Raw genomic sequence first — 17389 nt, forward strand, 5'->3', positions numbered from 1 at the left:
TTTGGGCTTTTTTTATGCAAAAAGAGGAGGAGACGCAGATGAGTAAGGTAGAAATCGGAGTCATCATGGGCAGCCAATCGGATTGGGTGACCATGCAGAAAACGTGTGATGTACTGGATCAATTGGACATTGGTTATGAAAAGAAAGTTGTATCGGCACACCGGACACCTGACTTAATGTTTCGATATGCCGAGTCAGCCCGGGAACGAGGGCTCAAGGTCATCATTGCCGGGGCAGGCGGAGCCGCTCATCTTCCGGGAATGGTTGCTGCGAAGACGACATTACCGGTAATCGGTGTCCCAATTCAAAGCAAAGCACTTCAAGGCATCGATTCCTTACTCTCCATTGTCCAAATGCCCGGTGGTGTTCCAGTCGCGACAGTTGCAATTGGTGACGCCGGAGCCAAAAATGCGGGTTTACTTGCTGCTCAGATTCTTGGAACGGTTGACGAACGGATTGCCCGAGCTCTTGATCATATGCGTGTCGAACTGGAAGGAGACGTCATCGCTTCCGAGGTGTATCTGACATGAAACGGGTTGGTATCTTAGGTGGAGGTCAATTAGGTCGGATGATGGCTTTATCTGCACGCCAAATGGGCTATTCGCTCATCACACTTGATCCAACTGAAAACGCACCGTGTGCGCAAGTAGCGGATCAACAGATTCAAGCACCGTTCACGGATGTCGAGGCCGCAAAGCGACTTGCTGCTGAATCAGACGTCGTGACCTATGAGTTTGAGAATATCTCACACGAAGTAGCGGAAGCAATCGGTTATAAACTGATTCACGGGACAGAGCTTTTGTTTCGGACCCAACACCGGATTCGGGAGAAAGAACTGATTGAACAGCTTGGTTACAAGGTGGCACCGTATCAGGGAGTTCAGACAAGTGAAGATCTCCTTGGAGCCAAACGGCAGTTAGGTTTCCCATTCGTCTTGAAAACAGCCCGCTTTGGTTACGACGGGAAAGGCCAGACGGTCATTCGGACAGAGCTGGATTTACAAACAGCGATGAAGACCTTTGAAGCAACCGAATATGTTGCTGAAAAATGGTTACCGTTTGATCAGGAGATTTCCGTCATCGTCATGCGAAGCGAGCGGGAAACGAAGGTCTTCCCGGTCAGTGAAAATATCCATCAAGACAACATTCTGCATCTGTCAATCGTTCCCGCCCGCATCCCAATCGACTTGGAACAAAAAGCGATTGAACTGGCGACACGTCTCGCAAACGATGTCGATTTGATTGGCACACTGGCAATCGAACTGTTCGTCGTCGGCTCCGAACTGATCGTCAACGAACTGGCGCCGCGCCCGCACAACTCGGGTCATTATTCGATTGATGCGTGTGAGACGTCACAGTTCGAGCAGCACATCCGCGCTATCTGCGGACTGCCGCTTGGCGACACCCGCTTGACGACACCGGTCGTCATGGCGAACATCCTAGGTCAGCATATCACGGCATTAGACGAGGCATTACCGATGTTATCCTCGCGGACGAAAGTCCATTTATACGGAAAACAGGACGCAAAACAGGGGCGGAAGATGGGGCATCTGAACATCTTGGCTGATTCGGTCGAAGAAGCGTTAGCCGAAGTTGAGCGCCTGCAGATATGGAAGGAGACGGTTAGATGATCGAACGCTATACACGTCCTGAAATGAAAGCGATCTGGACAGAACAGAACAAATTCGAAGCCTGGTTGAAAGTTGAGATTTTAGCATGTGAAGCCTGGAGTGAGCTTGGCGTGATTCCAAAAGAAGATGTCCAGTTGCTCTGGGAAAAAGCTTCCTTTGATGTCAACCGCATCAATGAGATTGAACAGGAGACACGACACGACGTCATCGCCTTCACACGTGCCGTATCGGAGACACTTGGCGAAGAACGCAAATGGGTTCATTACGGACTGACGTCAACGGACGTCGTTGATACGGCGTTATCGTATCTGTTGAAACAAGCCAATGATATCTTGGCGGCCGATCTCGATCGTTTCATCGAGATTTTAAAAGTCAAAGCCAACGAACATAAATATACGGTCATGATGGGACGTACACACGGCGTACACGCCGAGCCGACGACGTTTGGTCTGAAGCTGGCCCTTTGGTATGAAGAAATGAAACGCAATAAAGTCCGGTTCGAGGCAGCACGGGAAACAGTCGAATACGGCAAGATGTCGGGAGCGGTCGGAACGTTTGCGAACATCGACCCGTTCATCGAAAAATATGTCTGTGAGAAGCTTGGTACGAAACCGGCACCGGTCTCGACGCAAACCCTGCAACGTGATCGTCATGCCCATTACATGTCGACGATTGCCTTAATCGCGACATCGATTGAAAAGATGGCGACGGAAATTCGTGGTCTGCAAAAAACGGAGACCCGTGAAGTCGAAGAATTCTTCGCTAAAGGTCAAAAAGGATCATCGGCGATGCCGCATAAACGGAATCCGATCGGTTCGGAGAACATGACCGGTCTTGCCCGGGTCATCCGCGGCCATATGGTGACAGCGTACGAAAACGTATCGCTGTGGCATGAACGCGATATCTCCCACTCGTCTGCGGAACGGATCATTTTGCCGGATGCGACGGGATTACTCAACTACATGCTGAACCGGTTCGGTAACATCATTAAAAATCTGACGGTCTTCCCGGAAAATATGAAACGCAACATGGACCGGACGTTTGGTGTCATCTTCTCCGGTCACGTCTTACTCGCCTTGATTGAAAAAGGTTGGTCACGTGAAGCAGCGTACGACTTCGTCCAACCGCGGGCGATGCAGGCATGGGAAGAACAAATCATGTTCCGCGATGTCTTATGGCAGGAAGCGGATATTCAAGAACTCTTTACAGAAGAAGAACTCGATGCTTGTTTTGATCCGACGTATCATACGAGCCGGGTCGATGAAATCTTTGAACGGTGTGGCTTGAACTAATCAACCTGAGACGGGAGTCTGACTCCCGTCTACATCTTAGGATCATGGGGGACGAAATCGATGCAACCACTTTATGAAGGAAAAGCAAAACGATTATACACGACGCAGGATCAGGATGTGCTCCGCATCGTCTATAAAGACGAAGCTACGGCATTTAATGGAGAGAAGAAGGCAGAGTTTGCCGGTAAGGGAGAACTGAACAACCGCTTAACGAGCCACTTTTTTGAGGTCCTCGCAGCGGCAGGAATTCCGACACACTTCATTGAACAGACATCGGAGCGCGAACAGCTCGTACGTCGTGTCACGATCATTCCACTGGAAGTCGTCGTTCGAAACGTCGTCGCCGGCAGCCTGAGTAAACGGCTGGGCATCGAAGAAGGAACGGTTCTCGAAACACCGATCGTCGAGTTTTATTATAAAGATGACAGCTTAGGCGATCCGCTTGTCACACCGGCACACATCAATTTACTGAAGATTGCGACTACGGAGGAGCTTTCCTTGCTTGAACAGGAAGCCAACCGTGTCAACGATGTCTTACGTCCTTACTTTGATGAAAAAGGAATCACATTGATTGATTTTAAACTCGAATACGGTAAAACACCGGCTGGCGAGATTTTACTCGCAGACGAGATCTCACCGGATACATGCCGGTTATGGGATAAGGAAACAGGCGAACATCTCGATAAAGATGTCTTTCGCCGTAATATCGGATCACTCATCGACACGTACCAAACACTATTCAATCGCCTAGGGGGAAACGGACAATGAAAAAGGTTACAGTAGCGGTCGCATTACGGGAGAGTATTTTAGATCCACAAGGTGTTGCGGTTAAAGGCGGTCTTGTTCAGCTTGGTTTTGCGGGTGTCGAAGAAGTGCGGATCGGTAAACGGATCGAGTTGCTCGTTGCGGATGAAACGACAGACGCGATGATTCATGAGATGTGTCAGAAGCTGCTCGTTAATACTGTGATGGAGGATTATCGTTTTGATGTAGAAGAGGTGACGACCGCATGAAGTTTGCCGTTATCGTTTTTCCCGGATCTAACTGTGATCTAGATATGTATCATGCTGTGAAAGATGCGCTTGGTGAAGAAGTGGAATACGTCTTCCATACGGAAACGTCTCTCGAAGGATATGACGGCGTCTTGTTGCCGGGTGGCTTTTCTTACGGGGACTATCTCCGGTGTGGAGCGATTGCTCAATTCTCACCGATCATGGAAGAGGTAAAACGCTTTGCGGCAGAAGGCAAAACGGTTCTAGGCGTCTGCAACGGGTTCCAGATTCTTGTTGAAGCCGGACTTCTCCCGGGTGTCTTACACCGCAACACGGGACTGAAGTTCATGTGCCGCACGGTTGAACTGAAAGTCGAAAACAACGAGACACGCTTTACATCAGACTATGCTGCGCAGGAAACGATAACGATTCCCATTGCACACGGAGAAGGCAACTATTACTGTGATGACGCCACATACGCGATGCTACAGACGAACCGTCAAATTGCCTTTACGTATACGGATAACCCGAACGGATCACGCGGCGACATCGCCGGCATCACGAACAAAGCCGGGAACGTCCTCGGCATGATGCCGCACCCAGAACGGGCAGTCGAGCTACTGACCGGCGGAACGGATGGACTTAAGTTATTCACTTCACTCGTCAAACAGGGGGCACACCATGTTAAAACAACAGTCTGAACCAACGATGGAGCAAATTCAGGAACAACGGATCTACGCAACAATGGGACTTAGTGACGCAGAATACGAGATGGTCGTCAACTTACTCGGACGCCAACCGAACTATACGGAAATCGGCTTGTTTTCCGTCATGTGGTCGGAACACTGTTCATATAAAACGTCGAAGCCAGTCTTACGCCAGTTTCCGACGACAGGTCCACGCGTCCTGCAAGGTCCCGGTGAAGGAGCAGGTGTCGTCGACATTGGTGACAATCAAGCCGTTGTCTTTAAAATCGAGAGCCACAATCATCCGTCAGCCGTTGAACCGTATCAAGGTGCAGCAACCGGTGTCGGTGGCATCATCCGTGATATCTTCTCGATGGGAGCCCGTCCAGTCGCGTTGATGAATTCACTTCGGTTCGGTCATCTCGGGACGCCGCGTGTCAATCAACTGTTTGAACAGGTAGTCGCCGGAATCGCCGGGTACGGGAACTGTGTCGGGATTCCGACCATCGGAGGAGAAGTCGGATTTGATCATTCGTATGAAGGCAACCCGCTCGTTAATGCGATGTGTATCGGCTTGATCAACCACGAAGACATTCAAAAGGGTCTCGCAAAAGGCGCCGGTAACTCGGTCATGTACGTCGGTGCCGCAACCGGTCGTGACGGCATTCACGGAGCGACTTTTGCTTCAGAAGATCTTGGGGAAGATACCGAAGCGAAACGTCCGGCTGTTCAGGTCGGAGATCCGTTCATGGAGAAGTTGTTGATTGAAGCCTGTCTTGAAATCGTCGGTCATCCGGCACTTGTCGGGATGCAGGATATGGGCGCCGCCGGACTGACGTCCTCGTCAGCCGAGATGGCTTCGAAAGCCGGTATGGGCATCGAGATGCATCTTGATGACGTCCCGCAACGGGAAACCGGGATGACAGCTTATGAAATGATGTTATCGGAATCACAGGAACGGATGTTGCTCGTCGTCGAACGCGGACGCGAAGCAGAGATCGAAGCCATCGTCAGCAAATGGGGACTCCATGCGGTGCATGTCGGAGAAGTTATCGACGAGAAAGTGCTTCGTCTCGTTCACCACGGTAAGATTGTCGCTGAAGTACCGGTCGATGCACTCGCGGAAGAAGCACCGGTTTATAACAAACCATCCCGTGTCCCGGCTTATTATGAAGAGTTCCAAGCAATGGATGAAACGTTACCGGTCGTCGAAGATGCTGTTGAAACATGGCGGGCCTTGCTCAAACAGCCGACGATTGCTTCAAAACGTTGGGTCTACGATCAATACGATCATATGGTTCAGACGTCAACGGTCGTCGCACCGGGGTCTGATGCAGCCGTCATCCGGGTTCGCGGAACGAACAAAGCACTCGCGATGACAACCGACTGCAACAGCCGGTTCGTTTACCTCGATCCGTTTGTCGGCGGACAGATTGCCGTCGCCGAAGCAGCCCGCAACATCGTTGCGAGTGGTGCGACACCACTGGCGATTACCGACTGCCTGAACTTCGGGAATCCGGATAAACCGGAAGGCTTCTGGCAACTACAGCAAGCGACGGCCGGAATGGCCGAAGCGTGTCGTGTGCTCGAGACGCCGGTCATCGGCGGGAATGTTTCCTTATACAACGAATCTGCCGGAAAAGCAGTTCATCCGACGCCGGTCGTCGGGATGGTCGGTCTCCACGAACAAACGGAGTGGATTACGACACAACACGTCAAGCAAGCAGGCGACGCTGTCTACCTACTCGGAGAGACGACAGCGGAATTCGGCGGCAGTGAACTGCAATACCTGCAATTCGAAAAATCATTCGGCAAAGCACCGCACATTGACTTAGCCGTCGAACAAGAACGGTTACTCGCCTTGCAAGCGGCGGTTCAAGCGGGACTTGTCACGGCGATCCATGACGTGGCAGAAGGTGGTCTCGCCGTTGCCTTAGCCGAGATGACATTCGGGACGACGCTTGGTCTTGACGTGATATTTGACGGACCAGCCCTGCACCTGTTCAGTGAATCGCAATCACGTTTCGTCGTGACGGTGAAGCCGGAACAGGAAGCAGCCTTCGTCAAGCAGACAGGAGCGTATAAATTAGGATACGTTACCGATCAAGATGCTTTGCAAATTAAGACTAACGATACACTCATCGAAGCAACACGTTCAACACTGCAAGCCGACTGGGAAGGGGCGATCGCGTGTTATATGACATCAAAGGATTAAATGAAGAGTGTGGGGTGTTCGGGATTTTCGGACAACCGGAAGCCGCGCAACTTGCGTATTATGGTCTTCACAGCTTACAACACCGGGGACAGGAAGGGGCAGGAATCGTCGCGAGCGACGGGAAACTGCTTCTGCCGCACCGCGGACAAGGACTCGTCACGGAAGTTTTTTCGCAGGAGACGCTTGATTCCTTATCGGGGCACCATGCCATTGGACATGTCCGCTATTCGACGGCCGGGGGAAATACGCTCGAGAATACACAACCGCTCCATTTTAAATCAAGAACAGGCGACTTGGCGCTGGCGCACAACGGAAACCTCGTCAATGCCGATTCGTTAAAACACTTACTTGAAGCGGAAGGGGCGATTTTCCAAACGACGAGTGATACGGAAGTCGTTGCCCACCTCGTCAAACGGAGTAAGTTACCGACGCTTGAAGACCGGATTGCCGATAGTCTGGCCCGGCTCGTCGGTGCATTCGCCTTCTTGTTCTTAACGGAAGATACATTGTATGTTGCGGTCGATCCACACGGTCTGCGGCCGTTGTCGCTCGGTAAAACACCGGACGGCGGAATCGTCTTTTCATCCGAGACATGTGCCTTTGACATCGTCGGTGCCGAGTTCATCCGTGATATCGAGCCGGGGGAGCTCGTGACGATTACGACGTCCGGTATGTCATCACGCCAGTATATGGAACCGCATGAACGGGCAATGTGTTCGATGGAATACATCTACTTTTCCCGTCCCGATTCGATGATCGATGGGGTCAATGTTCATACAGCACGAAAAGCACTTGGTAAAAAGATGTTCGAAGAAGCACCGGTCGAGGCCGATGTCGTTACCGGTGTGCCGGATTCAAGCATCTCGGCAGCGATCGGTTACGCGGAAGCAAGCGGCATTCCATATGAAATGGGATTGATTAAAAACCGTTACGTCGGTCGGACGTTTATCCAACCGTCACAGGAACTGCGCGAACGCGGCGTCAAAATGAAGTTATCGGCGCTACGGGGTGTCGTCAATGGCAAACGGGTCATCATGGTTGATGATTCAATCGTTCGCGGGACGACGAGTCGCCGCATTGTCGGACTGTTACGGGAAGCCGGGGCAACGGAAGTTCATGTCCGCATCACGGCACCGCCGATTACGAATCCATGTTATTACGGGATCGATACGTCTTCAAAAGATGAATTGATTTCCGCCCGGTTGACACCAAGTGAAATCTGCCAGGAAATCGGAGCGGATTCACTTGAGTTTCTGACGGTCAATGGAATGGTCAATGCAATCGACCGCCCGTTTGACGGACCATTAAAAGGTCAGTGTACGGCTTGTTTCACAGGCGAATATCCAACACCAATCGGTGCATTAGAACTAGAAGCCAAACTTTGAACAGACGGGGGAACAAAGCATGAGTAAACAATACGAAGCAGCAGGTGTCAGCCTGACAGCAGGATACGAATCCGTTTCCCGCATGAAAAAACACGTGGCCCGCTCGATGCGCAAAGAAGTCATGACGGGACTCGGCAGTTTCGGTGCAATGTTCGACCTCAGCCAATTAAATCTAAAAGAACCGGTTCTCGTCAGCGGGACGGATGGCGTCGGCACAAAGCTGAAGCTTGCCTTCGCCCTCGACCAGCACGATACGATCGGAATCGATTGTGTCGCGATGTGTGTCAATGACATCATCGTCCAAGGGGCGGAGCCGCTCTATTTCCTCGATTACATTGCTCTCGGAAAAGCGATTCCCGCTAAGATCGAGCGGATTGTTGCCGGTGTCGCGGAAGGCTGTGTCCAGTCCGGCTGTACGCTGATCGGCGGGGAAACGGCAGAAATGCCGGGCATGTACGCCGACGGTGAGTACGACATTGCAGGCTTTGCCGTCGGTGCCGTCGAAAAACAAAAATTGATCACAGGAGAACACGTTCAACCGGGAGACGTCATCTTAGGTCTCGCTTCGTCGGGCGTTCACTCGAACGGCTTTTCACTTGTCCGGAAGATCGTCGCCGAAAGTGGTCTGCGATACGAAGATGAGTTGATGATGTTTGGCAGTACGATCGGCAATACGTTGCTGATGCCGACACGGATTTACGTCGAAGCGGTCAAAGCCGCGCTTGAGACAGAAAAAATTCAGGCGATGGTCCACATTACGGGCGGTGGTTTTTACGAAAACGTCCCGCGTGTGCTTCCGGAAGGTTGCGGGGCGACGTTTGATCCGAAAAAATGGCCGACGTTACCGGTCTTCGACTGGCTCGAACAGGCTGGAAACGTTCCGCGTCACGATATGTACAATGTCTTCAACATGGGGATCGGCTACATGATGATCGTCAAACCGGAAGATGTCGCAGCAGTCTCGGCACGACTTGCTCGTGAAAACGAGACCGTCTATACGATTGGGACCGTGACGAGTGAACCGGGTGTCCGGATTCTTGGAGTCGACCAATGAAGATTGCCTGTTTTGCCTCGGGAAGTGGCAGTAATGTCGAAGCTTTATTCGAAGCAGTTGAAACAGGACGTCTGCAGGCTACGATTGAACTCGTCGTCTGTGATCAAAAACAAGCAAAAGTGATTGAACGGGCTCAGGCCCGCGGCTGTGATATCTTCGTCTTCACAGCCAAAGACTACCCGGATAAACCGTCGTTTGAACGGGAAATCGTTGCGGAACTGGAGCGGCGGGGCGTGGAACGGATTATCCTAGCCGGATATATGCGCTTGATCGGAGACGTCCTGCTGTCGCATTATGCTGGACGGATCGTCAACATCCACCCGTCGTTGCTCCCGGCATTTCCGGGAAAAGATGCGATCGGGCAAGCATTTCGTGGCGGAGTCAAAATCACAGGTGTTACAATTCATATAGTCGATGAAGGCATGGATACAGGACCAATCATCGCCCAAGAAGCGGTTCGGATTACAGAGGATATGACACGGGAAACGCTCCAACAAGCGATTCAGCAGGTGGAGCATAGATTGTACCCGCAAGTCATCGAAGAGTGGATGAAAGAGGAGGCAAACGTATGAGAGCGTTAATCAGCGTATCAGACAAAACAGGTATCGTCGAACTCGGACAGGCGATGCATGACGCCGGGATTGAATTGATTTCGACAGGCGGAACACATCAAGCCCTTGAAGCAGCAGGACTTCCGGTCATTGGCATCAGTGAAGTCACACAATTCCCGGAGATGCTCGACGGCCGGGTCAAGACCCTCCATCCGATGGTCCATGGTGGACTGCTCGGACGCCGAGACCTTGAAAGTCATCGCGAACAGATGGCGGAACAACAGATCAAACCGATTGATTTTGTGGTCGTCAACCTCTATCCGTTTAAAGAAACGGTCATGAATGAAGATGTCTCGTATGCCGATGCGATCGAGAACATCGATATCGGTGGACCGAGCATGATCCGTTCGGCTGCCAAAAATCATGCCGCCGTGACGGTTGTCGTCGATCCGGCAGATTATCAGGCGGTCATCCAGGAAATTCATCTTGGTGGAACGACATTCGAAACCCGTCAAAAGCTGGCAGCCAAAGCATTCCGTCACACAGCGGCGTATGATGCGTTGATTGCCGATTACTTCCTGACGCAGACGGGTGAAAAGTTCCCCGATCAATTGACGATTACGCTCGAAAAAGTGCAGGACTTACGGTACGGAGAAAACCCGCACCAGGAAGCGGCCTTTTACAAAACACCGATCTACCGCGGGGCTTCACTCGCGTCCGCGAAGCAGCTCCACGGCAAAGAATTGTCTTACAACAACATCCAGGATGCCAATGCGGCACTTGAGATTCTCGATGAGTTCCGTGAAGCGGCAGCGGTCGTCGTCAAACACATGAATCCGTGCGGCGTCGCGGTCGGACCGACGATTGATGAAGCGTTCCGTCGTGCCCATGCCGCGGATCCGGTCTCGATTTTCGGCGGAATCGTCGCCTTGAACCGGGAAGTCGATCTTGCGACAGCAGAACAACTCAGTGGGATCTTCCTCGAAATCATCATCGCTCCATCCTTTACGGAAGAAGCGTTTACGTTGCTTGCAGCGAAGAAAAATCTCCGGTTACTGGAACTGGACGTCAAACGGGTTCAATCGATCCGGTATACGGCAGTTGCCGGCGGGATGCTCGTTCAAGACAGTGACGACGAGACGCTCGATGACGCGTCAGCACGTGTCGTGACAGACCGGAAACCGACGGCAGGTGAATGGGAAGACTTAAAACTCGCTTGGCGTGCCGTTAAACACGTTAAATCGAATGCAATCGTCATCGCGAAAGATGAAGTGACGGTCGGCGTCGGTGCCGGGCAGATGAACCGTGTCGGGTCAGCCAATATCGCGATTACCCAAGCCGGTGCTAAAGCAGTCGGTGCCGCAATGGGCTCGGATGCGTTCTTCCCGATGGGCGATACGGTTGAGGCAGCTGCTACGGCAGGCATTACAGCAATCATTCAACCGGGCGGTTCGATCCGTGACCAGGAATCGATTGATGCCTGCAACAAACATGGCATTACGATGATCTTTACGAACGTGCGTCATTTTAAACACTAAGCGGAGGCGAGCCGAATGAAAGTATTAGTAGTCGGTAAAGGTGGACGCGAGCATGCGCTCGTATGGAAATTGGTACAGGATGTCCGGATCGAGACAGTGTATGCAGCACCCGGCAACGTCGGGATGACGGAAGCGGTCTGTGTGCCGATCCGGGAAGACGCGATTGAAGAATTGGTTCAGTTCGCACGGGAAGAGCAGATCGACTGGACAATTGTCGGACCAGAAGGACCGCTTGTGCTCGGAATCGTCAATGCGTTTCAAGCAGCCGGCCTAAAGATTTTCGGACCGTCCCGCGAAGCAGCAGCGATTGAAGGCAGTAAACAATTTGCGAAAGCTTTGATGGACCGGGCCGGTATCCCGACGGCGGACCATGCCGTCTTTACATCAGCGGCTGAAGCGACTGCTTACATCCGTCGGCAGGGTGCACCGATCGTCGTCAAAGCGGACGGACTGGCAGCCGGGAAAGGTGTCACGGTTGCGACGACGATTGAACAGGCTGTTCAAGCGATTGACGAAATTTTTGGCGGCGATTTCGGTCAGCAGAGCAGTGTCGTGATTGAAGAATGTCTCGTCGGTGAAGAATGTTCGCTGATGGCTTTCGTACATGAAGAAACCGTCATTCCGATGGTCTTGTCGCAAGATCATAAACGGGCTTTTGACGGGGACTCCGGCCCGAATACAGGCGGAATGGGGGCGTACAGTCCCTTGCCGCAATTTGACGAACAGGCCGTGACGGAAGAAGCGATGCAACGTGTCCTCCGTCCGCTTGTCGAGCAGATGGCAAGCGAAGGGATTCCGTTTACCGGCTTCTTATACGCGGGTCTGATGTTAACAAGTCGCGGACCATCCGTCATTGAGTTCAACGCCCGTTTCGGTGATCCGGAAACGGAAGTAATTTTGCCGCGGCTTGAAACGGAGCTGCTTGACGTCATCATGCCATTGATGCAGGGTGACATTCCGGAAGTCGCCTGGTCGGATGAAGCGGTCGTTGGTGTCGTCATCGCGGCGAACGGTTATCCGGAACAACCGGTTACGGGTCAGCCTGTCCCAACAGATACAATCGGGTCAAATCTCCTTGTCTTCCACGCGGGCACGGCCGCAGGGGATGATGATGTGATTCTTTCGGCCGGAGGACGTGTCCTCGTCTGTGTGGCGAAGGCAAAAGACATGAAGCAGGCCGTAGCGAGCGTTTACAGTGGACTTGATTCATTTGACCGGACTGGCTTCTTTTACCGGACGGATATCGCCAAAAAAGCATTTCGCACGATATAATTTCTTACTTTCCATAAGCCGGTTCTGCTCACATCAGTGTGAGAGGACCGGCTTTTTTGACGGGTACGAGACAAAACGTAACTTGTCTTCCGTGGCAGTTTTGTGTTATTTTGGCGAAATGACTCGAATTGACGACGAATAAGCTTGAAACTTTTCCGGTAACATTTTAGTATAAGAACTATAAGAAAGCGTTTTCAAATATAAAGGAGGTCGAGCTTTCATGAAAAAAAATTGTGGACGGTCCCCATGGACGAAAACAGAAGTCCGCACGCATCAAGCGGTCATCAACGGAAAGCTTGCACCTACACTCGTGATTGAAAATGCGACGTACTTAAATCAAGGACTCAAAACATGGCGGACAGCCAACATCTGGATCAGCGGCGACCGGATTATCTACGTCGGACCGGACATGCCGGAAACGGCGGATGAAGTCTACGATGCGACGGGAAAATTTATCGTCCCCGGCTACATCGAACCGCATGCCCATCCGTTCCAATTGTATAATCCGGCGACACTTGCAAAATTTGCGGCAGAGCGCGGAACGACGACACTCGTCAACGATAATATGCTGCTTTTATTAGAGCCGACGGAGCAAGCGTTTGCGCAGGTCGACGCACTGGCAGACCTTCCAACATCGATGTACTGGTGGGCGCGACTGGATGCTCAAACAGAACTGGATGCCGACAGCATCACGATTGATAACCGACGAATTCAAGCGTGGCTGAAACATCCACAAGTCATCCAAGCCGGTGAATTAACGGGCTGGCCGCGACTGTCGCAAGGTGATGATGAGCTATTGCAATGGATGCAGGACGCGATGAAGCTCGGTAAACCGATTGAAGGACATTTCCCGGGGGCTTCTGCAAAGACGTTAACGAAAATGGCGTTGTTCGGTGTCACGAGTGACCATGAAGCGATGACGGTCGAAGAAGCGCTGATGCGTCTCGAACTCGGCTACACGACAACGATCCGCTATTCCTCGATCCGTCCGGATTTACCGGATATCTTTGCCGGTCTCGTTGAAGCGGGATTACAAAATTACGAGAAGGTACTGGTGACGACAGATGGCTCGACACCATCCTTTTATAAAGCCGGTCTGATGGATGAGACAATCCGTCTGATGCTTGCCGCCGGGATTGCGCCGGAAGAAGCGTACCGGATTGCGTCGTACAACGCAGCGCGTCACTTTAACCTCGATCATCTGCTTGGCAGTATCGCTCCGGGACGGATTGCCCATTTAAACATCCTCGAAGCAAAAGACAAGCCGACACCGGTTGACGTCGTCGCCCGCGGGACCTGGGTCCGCAAAAACGATATCCCGTGTTATCCGGTCGAAGCGCTCGATCGGGCGATCGATTTGATGCCGGCTTCACAAGTCGGTCTTGAGTTGACGGAACAGGACTTTTCGTTCAGCATGCCGGTTGGCCTTGAAATGGTCAATTCGGTCATCATGAAGCTCTATCAGGTCGAACACGATACCAGCATGCAGGTGCTGCCTGCCGGATGCAATGAGTCATTTTTGATGCTCGTTGACCGGGAAGGAAGATGGCGTCTGAATACCGTGCTGAAAAATTTTGCGACCCATGTCGGCGGGCTCGTCAGTTCGTATTCGATCAGCGGCGATATCCTGCTGATCGGAAAATCGAAACGGGATATGCAGATTGCCTTTGATCGGATGAAAGCATTCGGCGGCGGGGTGGTTCTCGTCGAAGACGGCGAAGTGGTGGCAGAAGTTCCTTTGACCTTGATGGGGCAGACGTCCGATTTACCGCTTGAAGATTTGATCGTTCAGGAAACGGCGCTCCGTGAAGCACTGTTCGCCCGTGGCTATCAGTTTGAAGATCCGATTTATACGCTTTTGTTCCTGGCGTCGACCCATTTGCCGTATGTCCGGATTACGCCGCAAGGAATTTACGAAGTCTTACGGAAAAAAGTACTTTTCCCGGCAATTTTGCGATGACGCTTGAAATTTAAAACGTCGCACTTTAAACTGTTAAAGAGCAACAAATGGGAAAGGGAGTTAGACGATGCAACTCGATAAATTGCGTGGAAAAGAACTCGATCAATTATTTACAGCCATCATGAAGATGGATTCATTAGAAGATTGTTATACCCTGTTTGAAGACTTGGCGACGGTCAATGAAATTCAGGCCTTGGCACAACGTCTCGAAGTCGCCCGTCAGTTACGGGAAGGCAATACGTATCATAAAATCGAAAAGGCGACAGGTGCTTCGACAGCCACGATTTCGCGTGTGAAACGGTGCCTGAACTACGGTTCCGGCGGCTACGACTTGGCGCTCGCACGATTAGGTCTCGTAGAGGAGGAAGTAGCGGATAACTAATTGGTTATCCGCTATTTCTGTGAAGGAGGACGAAGCCGGATGGATTTAGCGTATCAACAAAAACTGCAACACTTCATTCGAAAACTGACGCCGATCCAGTCACTCGTCATCATTTATTTTGTTGCCGTCATCATTGGTGTCATTTTACTTGGGTTACCCTGGTCGACAAAAGGCAATTACGACTGGGATTTCACGGATCTCGTATTCATGGCCGTCAGCTGTGTCAGCGTGACCGGATTGACGACCGTCTCCGTCTCGGACACATTTACGACGTTTGGGTACTTTATGATCATGATTTTGGTCCAGGTCAGCGGAATCGGTTTGATGTCCCTGCATATTGCGATGTGGGTCATCCTTGGCAAGCGGATCGGCTTTCGGGAGCGGCAACTTGTCGTACGTGACCAGAACCAGACGACGATGCAAGGGGTCGTCAAATACATTCGGGAAGTCATCATCATCATCCTGTCAATTGAAATCATCGGTGCTCTTATTTTAGGTTTGTATTATACGAAATATTTTCCGACGCTCGGCGAAGCGATGCTGCAAGGATTGTTTGGTTCTGTCAGCGCGACGACCAATGCCGGGTTCGACATTACCGGAGAATCACTCCTGCCGTTCCGGGGAGATTTATTTGTCGTCTTTATGCAGATTTTACTGTTGACGCTTGGTGCGATCGGTTTCCCGGTCCTCGTTGAAGTCCGGCGGTACATCTCGTACCGGGCGACCCGTCAAGCGACCCGTCAACCGTATCACTTTTCATTATTCACGAAATTAACCGCATCGACGTTCTTCATCCTGGTTTTATTCGGAACGGTCAGTCTGCTGCTGTTTGAGTGGAATCAATCGTTTAAAGGATTGCCGGTCAATGAAAAAATGGTCGATGCCTTGTTCCAATCGGTGACGACCCGAAACGGCGGACTGACGACGGTCGATATTACGTCGTTCTCGCAAGCCTCGATTTTTGTCTTGTCAATTCTGATGTTCATCGGAGCGTCGCCGTCCTCCGTTGGGGGAGGGATTCGGACGACGACATTTGCCGTCGCCGTCCTCAGTGTCATCGCCTTTATTCGCGGCGAATACGGCATCAAGATTTTTGGACGCGAGATCGGACAGTCGGACATTTGGAAAGCCTTTGTCGTCATCGTCGTTTCGACCGGTGTAACGATGATTGGACTGATTGTCCTGCTGATCTTTGAAGATGCCCCGTTCCTCGTGCTGTTTTTTGAAGCCTGTTCCGCGTTCGGAACTACCGGATTGTCGCTTGGAATTACAAATGAGTTATCCGATGTCGGCAAATGGACCTTATCCGTCCTGATGTTCATCGGACGGATTGGTGTTATTTCGTTTGTCCTGTTGCTGAAGGCGAATCAACCAAAACGGAATTACAATTATCCGAAAGAATCAGTCATCATCGGTTAAGGAGGTTGTGACGTGAATCGGACATTTTGGATCAACTTTGGTTATATCTTTATGGTGCCGGCGTTACCGTTTTTAGCACTCGTCAACGGACGGGCGCTTTGTTCGCCGGATTCCCCGTTACTGGATATCCCGGTCCTGGGTTTTTTCCTGGCAGAACCGTGGGCGTTTGCCGTCGTTTATGCTTTTTTGGCTTTCGGTCTCGCTACGCTGTTGACGAAGCGCCGGACCCGTACTTGATCGATCTGCCCCATCTCGCTCTGCGCGGGATGGGTTTTTGTTTTATACTGGGGAAAGAGAATGAGAAGAGAGGATGGAACGAACATGTTGTTACCTTATAATGAATGGCGTCATGTCTTTAAACTCGATCCGGCAAAAGAGATTGAAGAGGCTGCTCTTCAAGCGATTGCGACTTCGGGAACGGATGCCATCATCGTCGGAGGGACCGATGATATCACCCTCGATGCGACACTGGATTTACTGATGCGCTTGCGGCGGTATCCGGTCGCTGTGGCACTGGAAGTATCGGAGCTTGAGGCCGCGACGATGGGATTTGATGCATATTTGACGCCGAGTGTCCTCAACAGCGGAACGCTTGAGCACGTGATTGACAAGCAAGTCGAAGCGCTGGAAGAAGTCGGACATATGCTCGCGCATCAAGATCTGGTCGGGGAAGGGTATATCGTCCTGAACGCTGACGCCAAGGTCGCCCGTGTCACACAAGCAAAACTTCTTAATGATGATCAAGTGGTCGCTTACGCGCAACTGGCGGACAGTGTCTTTCGGATGCCGATCATTTATCTCGAGTACAGCGGTATGTATGGTGATCCGTCACTCGTCGCCTCCGTCAAACGGGTCTTGAAGCAAGGCCGTCTGTTCTACGGCGGTGGTATTGATTCCATCGAACGGGCACAGGAGATGTTGACACATGCCGATACGATCGTCGTCGGCAACATCATCTATGACAATTTAGAAGCGGCACTTGCGACTGTCGCAGCAACACGATAAAATATAAG

Annotated in this window: 17 protein-coding genes; all 17 read left to right on the forward strand. The window is 51.6% G+C overall.

Translation table 11 applies throughout. From position 1 onward, the window contains the following. The first annotated feature begins 38 nt into the window (after positions 1-38). Positions 39-530, forward strand: coding sequence for a 5-(carboxyamino)imidazole ribonucleotide mutase (gene purE, locus EXIG_RS02475; RefSeq protein ID WP_012369353.1), 492 nt, complete (start codon positions 39-41; stop codon positions 528-530). Further along, the gene (gene purK, locus EXIG_RS02480) at positions 527-1630 is read left to right on the forward strand and encodes a 5-(carboxyamino)imidazole ribonucleotide synthase (protein ID WP_012369354.1); all 1104 of its coding nucleotides are present in this window, start codon (positions 527-529) and stop codon (positions 1628-1630) included. Before purE ends, purK begins: the two co-directional genes overlap by 4 nt. Next, positions 1627-2922 (forward strand): adenylosuccinate lyase, encoded by a 1296-nt coding sequence (purB, locus tag EXIG_RS02485; RefSeq protein ID WP_012369355.1) that lies wholly within the window; start codon positions 1627-1629, stop codon positions 2920-2922. The genes purK and purB overlap by 4 nt, the downstream gene beginning before the upstream one ends. A 60-nt stretch (positions 2923-2982) precedes the next feature. Continuing rightward, entirely contained in the window at positions 2983-3690 is a 708-nt protein-coding gene (purC, locus tag EXIG_RS02490) for a phosphoribosylaminoimidazolesuccinocarboxamide synthase (RefSeq protein WP_012369356.1), read from the forward strand. Further along, positions 3687-3935: a phosphoribosylformylglycinamidine synthase subunit PurS gene (gene purS / locus EXIG_RS02495; RefSeq protein ID WP_012369357.1), complete on the forward strand. Its 249-nt coding sequence runs from the start codon at positions 3687-3689 to the stop codon at positions 3933-3935. The genes purC and purS overlap by 4 nt, the downstream gene beginning before the upstream one ends. Then, positions 3932-4615 (forward strand): phosphoribosylformylglycinamidine synthase subunit PurQ, encoded by a 684-nt coding sequence (gene purQ, locus EXIG_RS02500; RefSeq protein WP_012369358.1) that lies wholly within the window; start codon positions 3932-3934, stop codon positions 4613-4615. Before purS ends, purQ begins: the two co-directional genes overlap by 4 nt. Beyond that, entirely contained in the window at positions 4596-6815 is a 2220-nt protein-coding gene (gene purL, locus EXIG_RS02505) for a phosphoribosylformylglycinamidine synthase subunit PurL (protein WP_012369359.1), read from the forward strand. Before purQ ends, purL begins: the two co-directional genes overlap by 20 nt. Next, on the forward strand, positions 6791-8200 hold the full coding sequence (purF, locus tag EXIG_RS02510; RefSeq protein ID WP_012369360.1) for an amidophosphoribosyltransferase: 1410 nt from the start codon (positions 6791-6793) through the stop codon (positions 8198-8200). The genes purL and purF overlap by 25 nt, the downstream gene beginning before the upstream one ends. Before the next feature lie 19 nt (positions 8201-8219). Then, positions 8220-9254: a phosphoribosylformylglycinamidine cyclo-ligase gene (purM, locus tag EXIG_RS02515; protein ID WP_012369361.1), complete on the forward strand. Its 1035-nt coding sequence runs from the start codon at positions 8220-8222 to the stop codon at positions 9252-9254. Next, positions 9251-9826, forward strand: coding sequence for a phosphoribosylglycinamide formyltransferase (purN, locus tag EXIG_RS02520; RefSeq protein ID WP_012369362.1), 576 nt, complete (start codon positions 9251-9253; stop codon positions 9824-9826). The genes purM and purN overlap by 4 nt, the downstream gene beginning before the upstream one ends. After that, positions 9823-11343: a bifunctional phosphoribosylaminoimidazolecarboxamide formyltransferase/IMP cyclohydrolase gene (gene purH / locus EXIG_RS02525; RefSeq protein ID WP_012369363.1), complete on the forward strand. Its 1521-nt coding sequence runs from the start codon at positions 9823-9825 to the stop codon at positions 11341-11343. The genes purN and purH overlap by 4 nt, the downstream gene beginning before the upstream one ends. Positions 11344-11358: 15 nt before the next feature. Beyond that, positions 11359-12615, forward strand: coding sequence for a phosphoribosylamine--glycine ligase (gene purD / locus EXIG_RS02530; RefSeq protein ID WP_012369364.1), 1257 nt, complete (start codon positions 11359-11361; stop codon positions 12613-12615). Positions 12616-12835: 220 nt separating this feature from the next. Continuing rightward, positions 12836-14575, forward strand: coding sequence for an adenine deaminase C-terminal domain-containing protein (locus EXIG_RS02535; protein WP_012369365.1), 1740 nt, complete (start codon positions 12836-12838; stop codon positions 14573-14575). A 67-nt stretch (positions 14576-14642) separates the two neighbouring features. Beyond that, a complete protein-coding gene (locus EXIG_RS02540; RefSeq protein ID WP_012369366.1) occupies positions 14643-14957 on the forward strand; it encodes a YerC/YecD family TrpR-related protein in 315 nt (104 codons plus the stop codon). A gap of 39 nt (positions 14958-14996) precedes the next feature. After that, entirely contained in the window at positions 14997-16376 is a 1380-nt protein-coding gene (locus tag EXIG_RS02545; RefSeq protein WP_012369367.1) for a TrkH family potassium uptake protein, read from the forward strand. 12 nt (positions 16377-16388) lie between these two features. Further along, positions 16389-16613 carry a hypothetical protein gene (locus EXIG_RS02550; protein ID WP_012369368.1) on the forward strand — a complete coding sequence of 75 codons (225 nt, stop codon included), beginning with the start codon at positions 16389-16391 and terminating at the stop codon, positions 16611-16613. 84 nt (positions 16614-16697) lie between these two features. Beyond that, entirely contained in the window at positions 16698-17381 is a 684-nt protein-coding gene (gene pcrB / locus EXIG_RS02555; protein ID WP_012369369.1) for a heptaprenylglyceryl phosphate synthase, read from the forward strand. Positions 17382-17389: the final 8 nt, after the last annotated feature.

The sequence above is a fragment of the Exiguobacterium artemiae 255-15 genome (assembly GCF_000019905.1).
Lineage (GTDB): Bacteria > Bacillota > Bacilli > Exiguobacteriales > Exiguobacteriaceae > Exiguobacterium_A > Exiguobacterium_A artemiae.

Bases quoted from the DNA above. Each gene is read 5' to 3' on its own strand.
- purE (WP_012369353.1), top strand. From the start codon at position 39: ATGAGTAAGGTAGAAATCGGAGTCATCATGGGCAGCCAATCGGATTGG.
- purK (WP_012369354.1), top strand. From the start codon at position 527: ATGAAACGGGTTGGTATCTTAGGTGGAGGTCAATTAGGTCGGATGATG.
- purB (WP_012369355.1), top strand. From the start codon at position 1,627: ATGATCGAACGCTATACACGTCCTGAAATGAAAGCGATCTGGACAGAA.
- purC (WP_012369356.1), top strand. From the start codon at position 2,983: ATGCAACCACTTTATGAAGGAAAAGCAAAACGATTATACACGACGCAG.
- purS (WP_012369357.1), top strand. From the start codon at position 3,687: ATGAAAAAGGTTACAGTAGCGGTCGCATTACGGGAGAGTATTTTAGAT.
- purQ (WP_012369358.1), top strand. From the start codon at position 3,932: ATGAAGTTTGCCGTTATCGTTTTTCCCGGATCTAACTGTGATCTAGAT.
- purL (WP_012369359.1), top strand. From the start codon at position 4,596: ATGTTAAAACAACAGTCTGAACCAACGATGGAGCAAATTCAGGAACAA.
- purM (WP_012369361.1), top strand. From the start codon at position 8,220: ATGAGTAAACAATACGAAGCAGCAGGTGTCAGCCTGACAGCAGGATAC.
- purN (WP_012369362.1), top strand. From the start codon at position 9,251: ATGAAGATTGCCTGTTTTGCCTCGGGAAGTGGCAGTAATGTCGAAGCT.
- purH (WP_012369363.1), top strand. From the start codon at position 9,823: ATGAGAGCGTTAATCAGCGTATCAGACAAAACAGGTATCGTCGAACTC.
- purD (WP_012369364.1), top strand. From the start codon at position 11,359: ATGAAAGTATTAGTAGTCGGTAAAGGTGGACGCGAGCATGCGCTCGTA.
- EXIG_RS02535 (WP_012369365.1), top strand. From the start codon at position 12,836: ATGAAAAAAAATTGTGGACGGTCCCCATGGACGAAAACAGAAGTCCGC.
- EXIG_RS02540 (WP_012369366.1), top strand. From the start codon at position 14,643: ATGCAACTCGATAAATTGCGTGGAAAAGAACTCGATCAATTATTTACA.
- EXIG_RS02545 (WP_012369367.1), top strand. From the start codon at position 14,997: ATGGATTTAGCGTATCAACAAAAACTGCAACACTTCATTCGAAAACTG.
- pcrB (WP_012369369.1), top strand. From the start codon at position 16,698: ATGTTGTTACCTTATAATGAATGGCGTCATGTCTTTAAACTCGATCCG.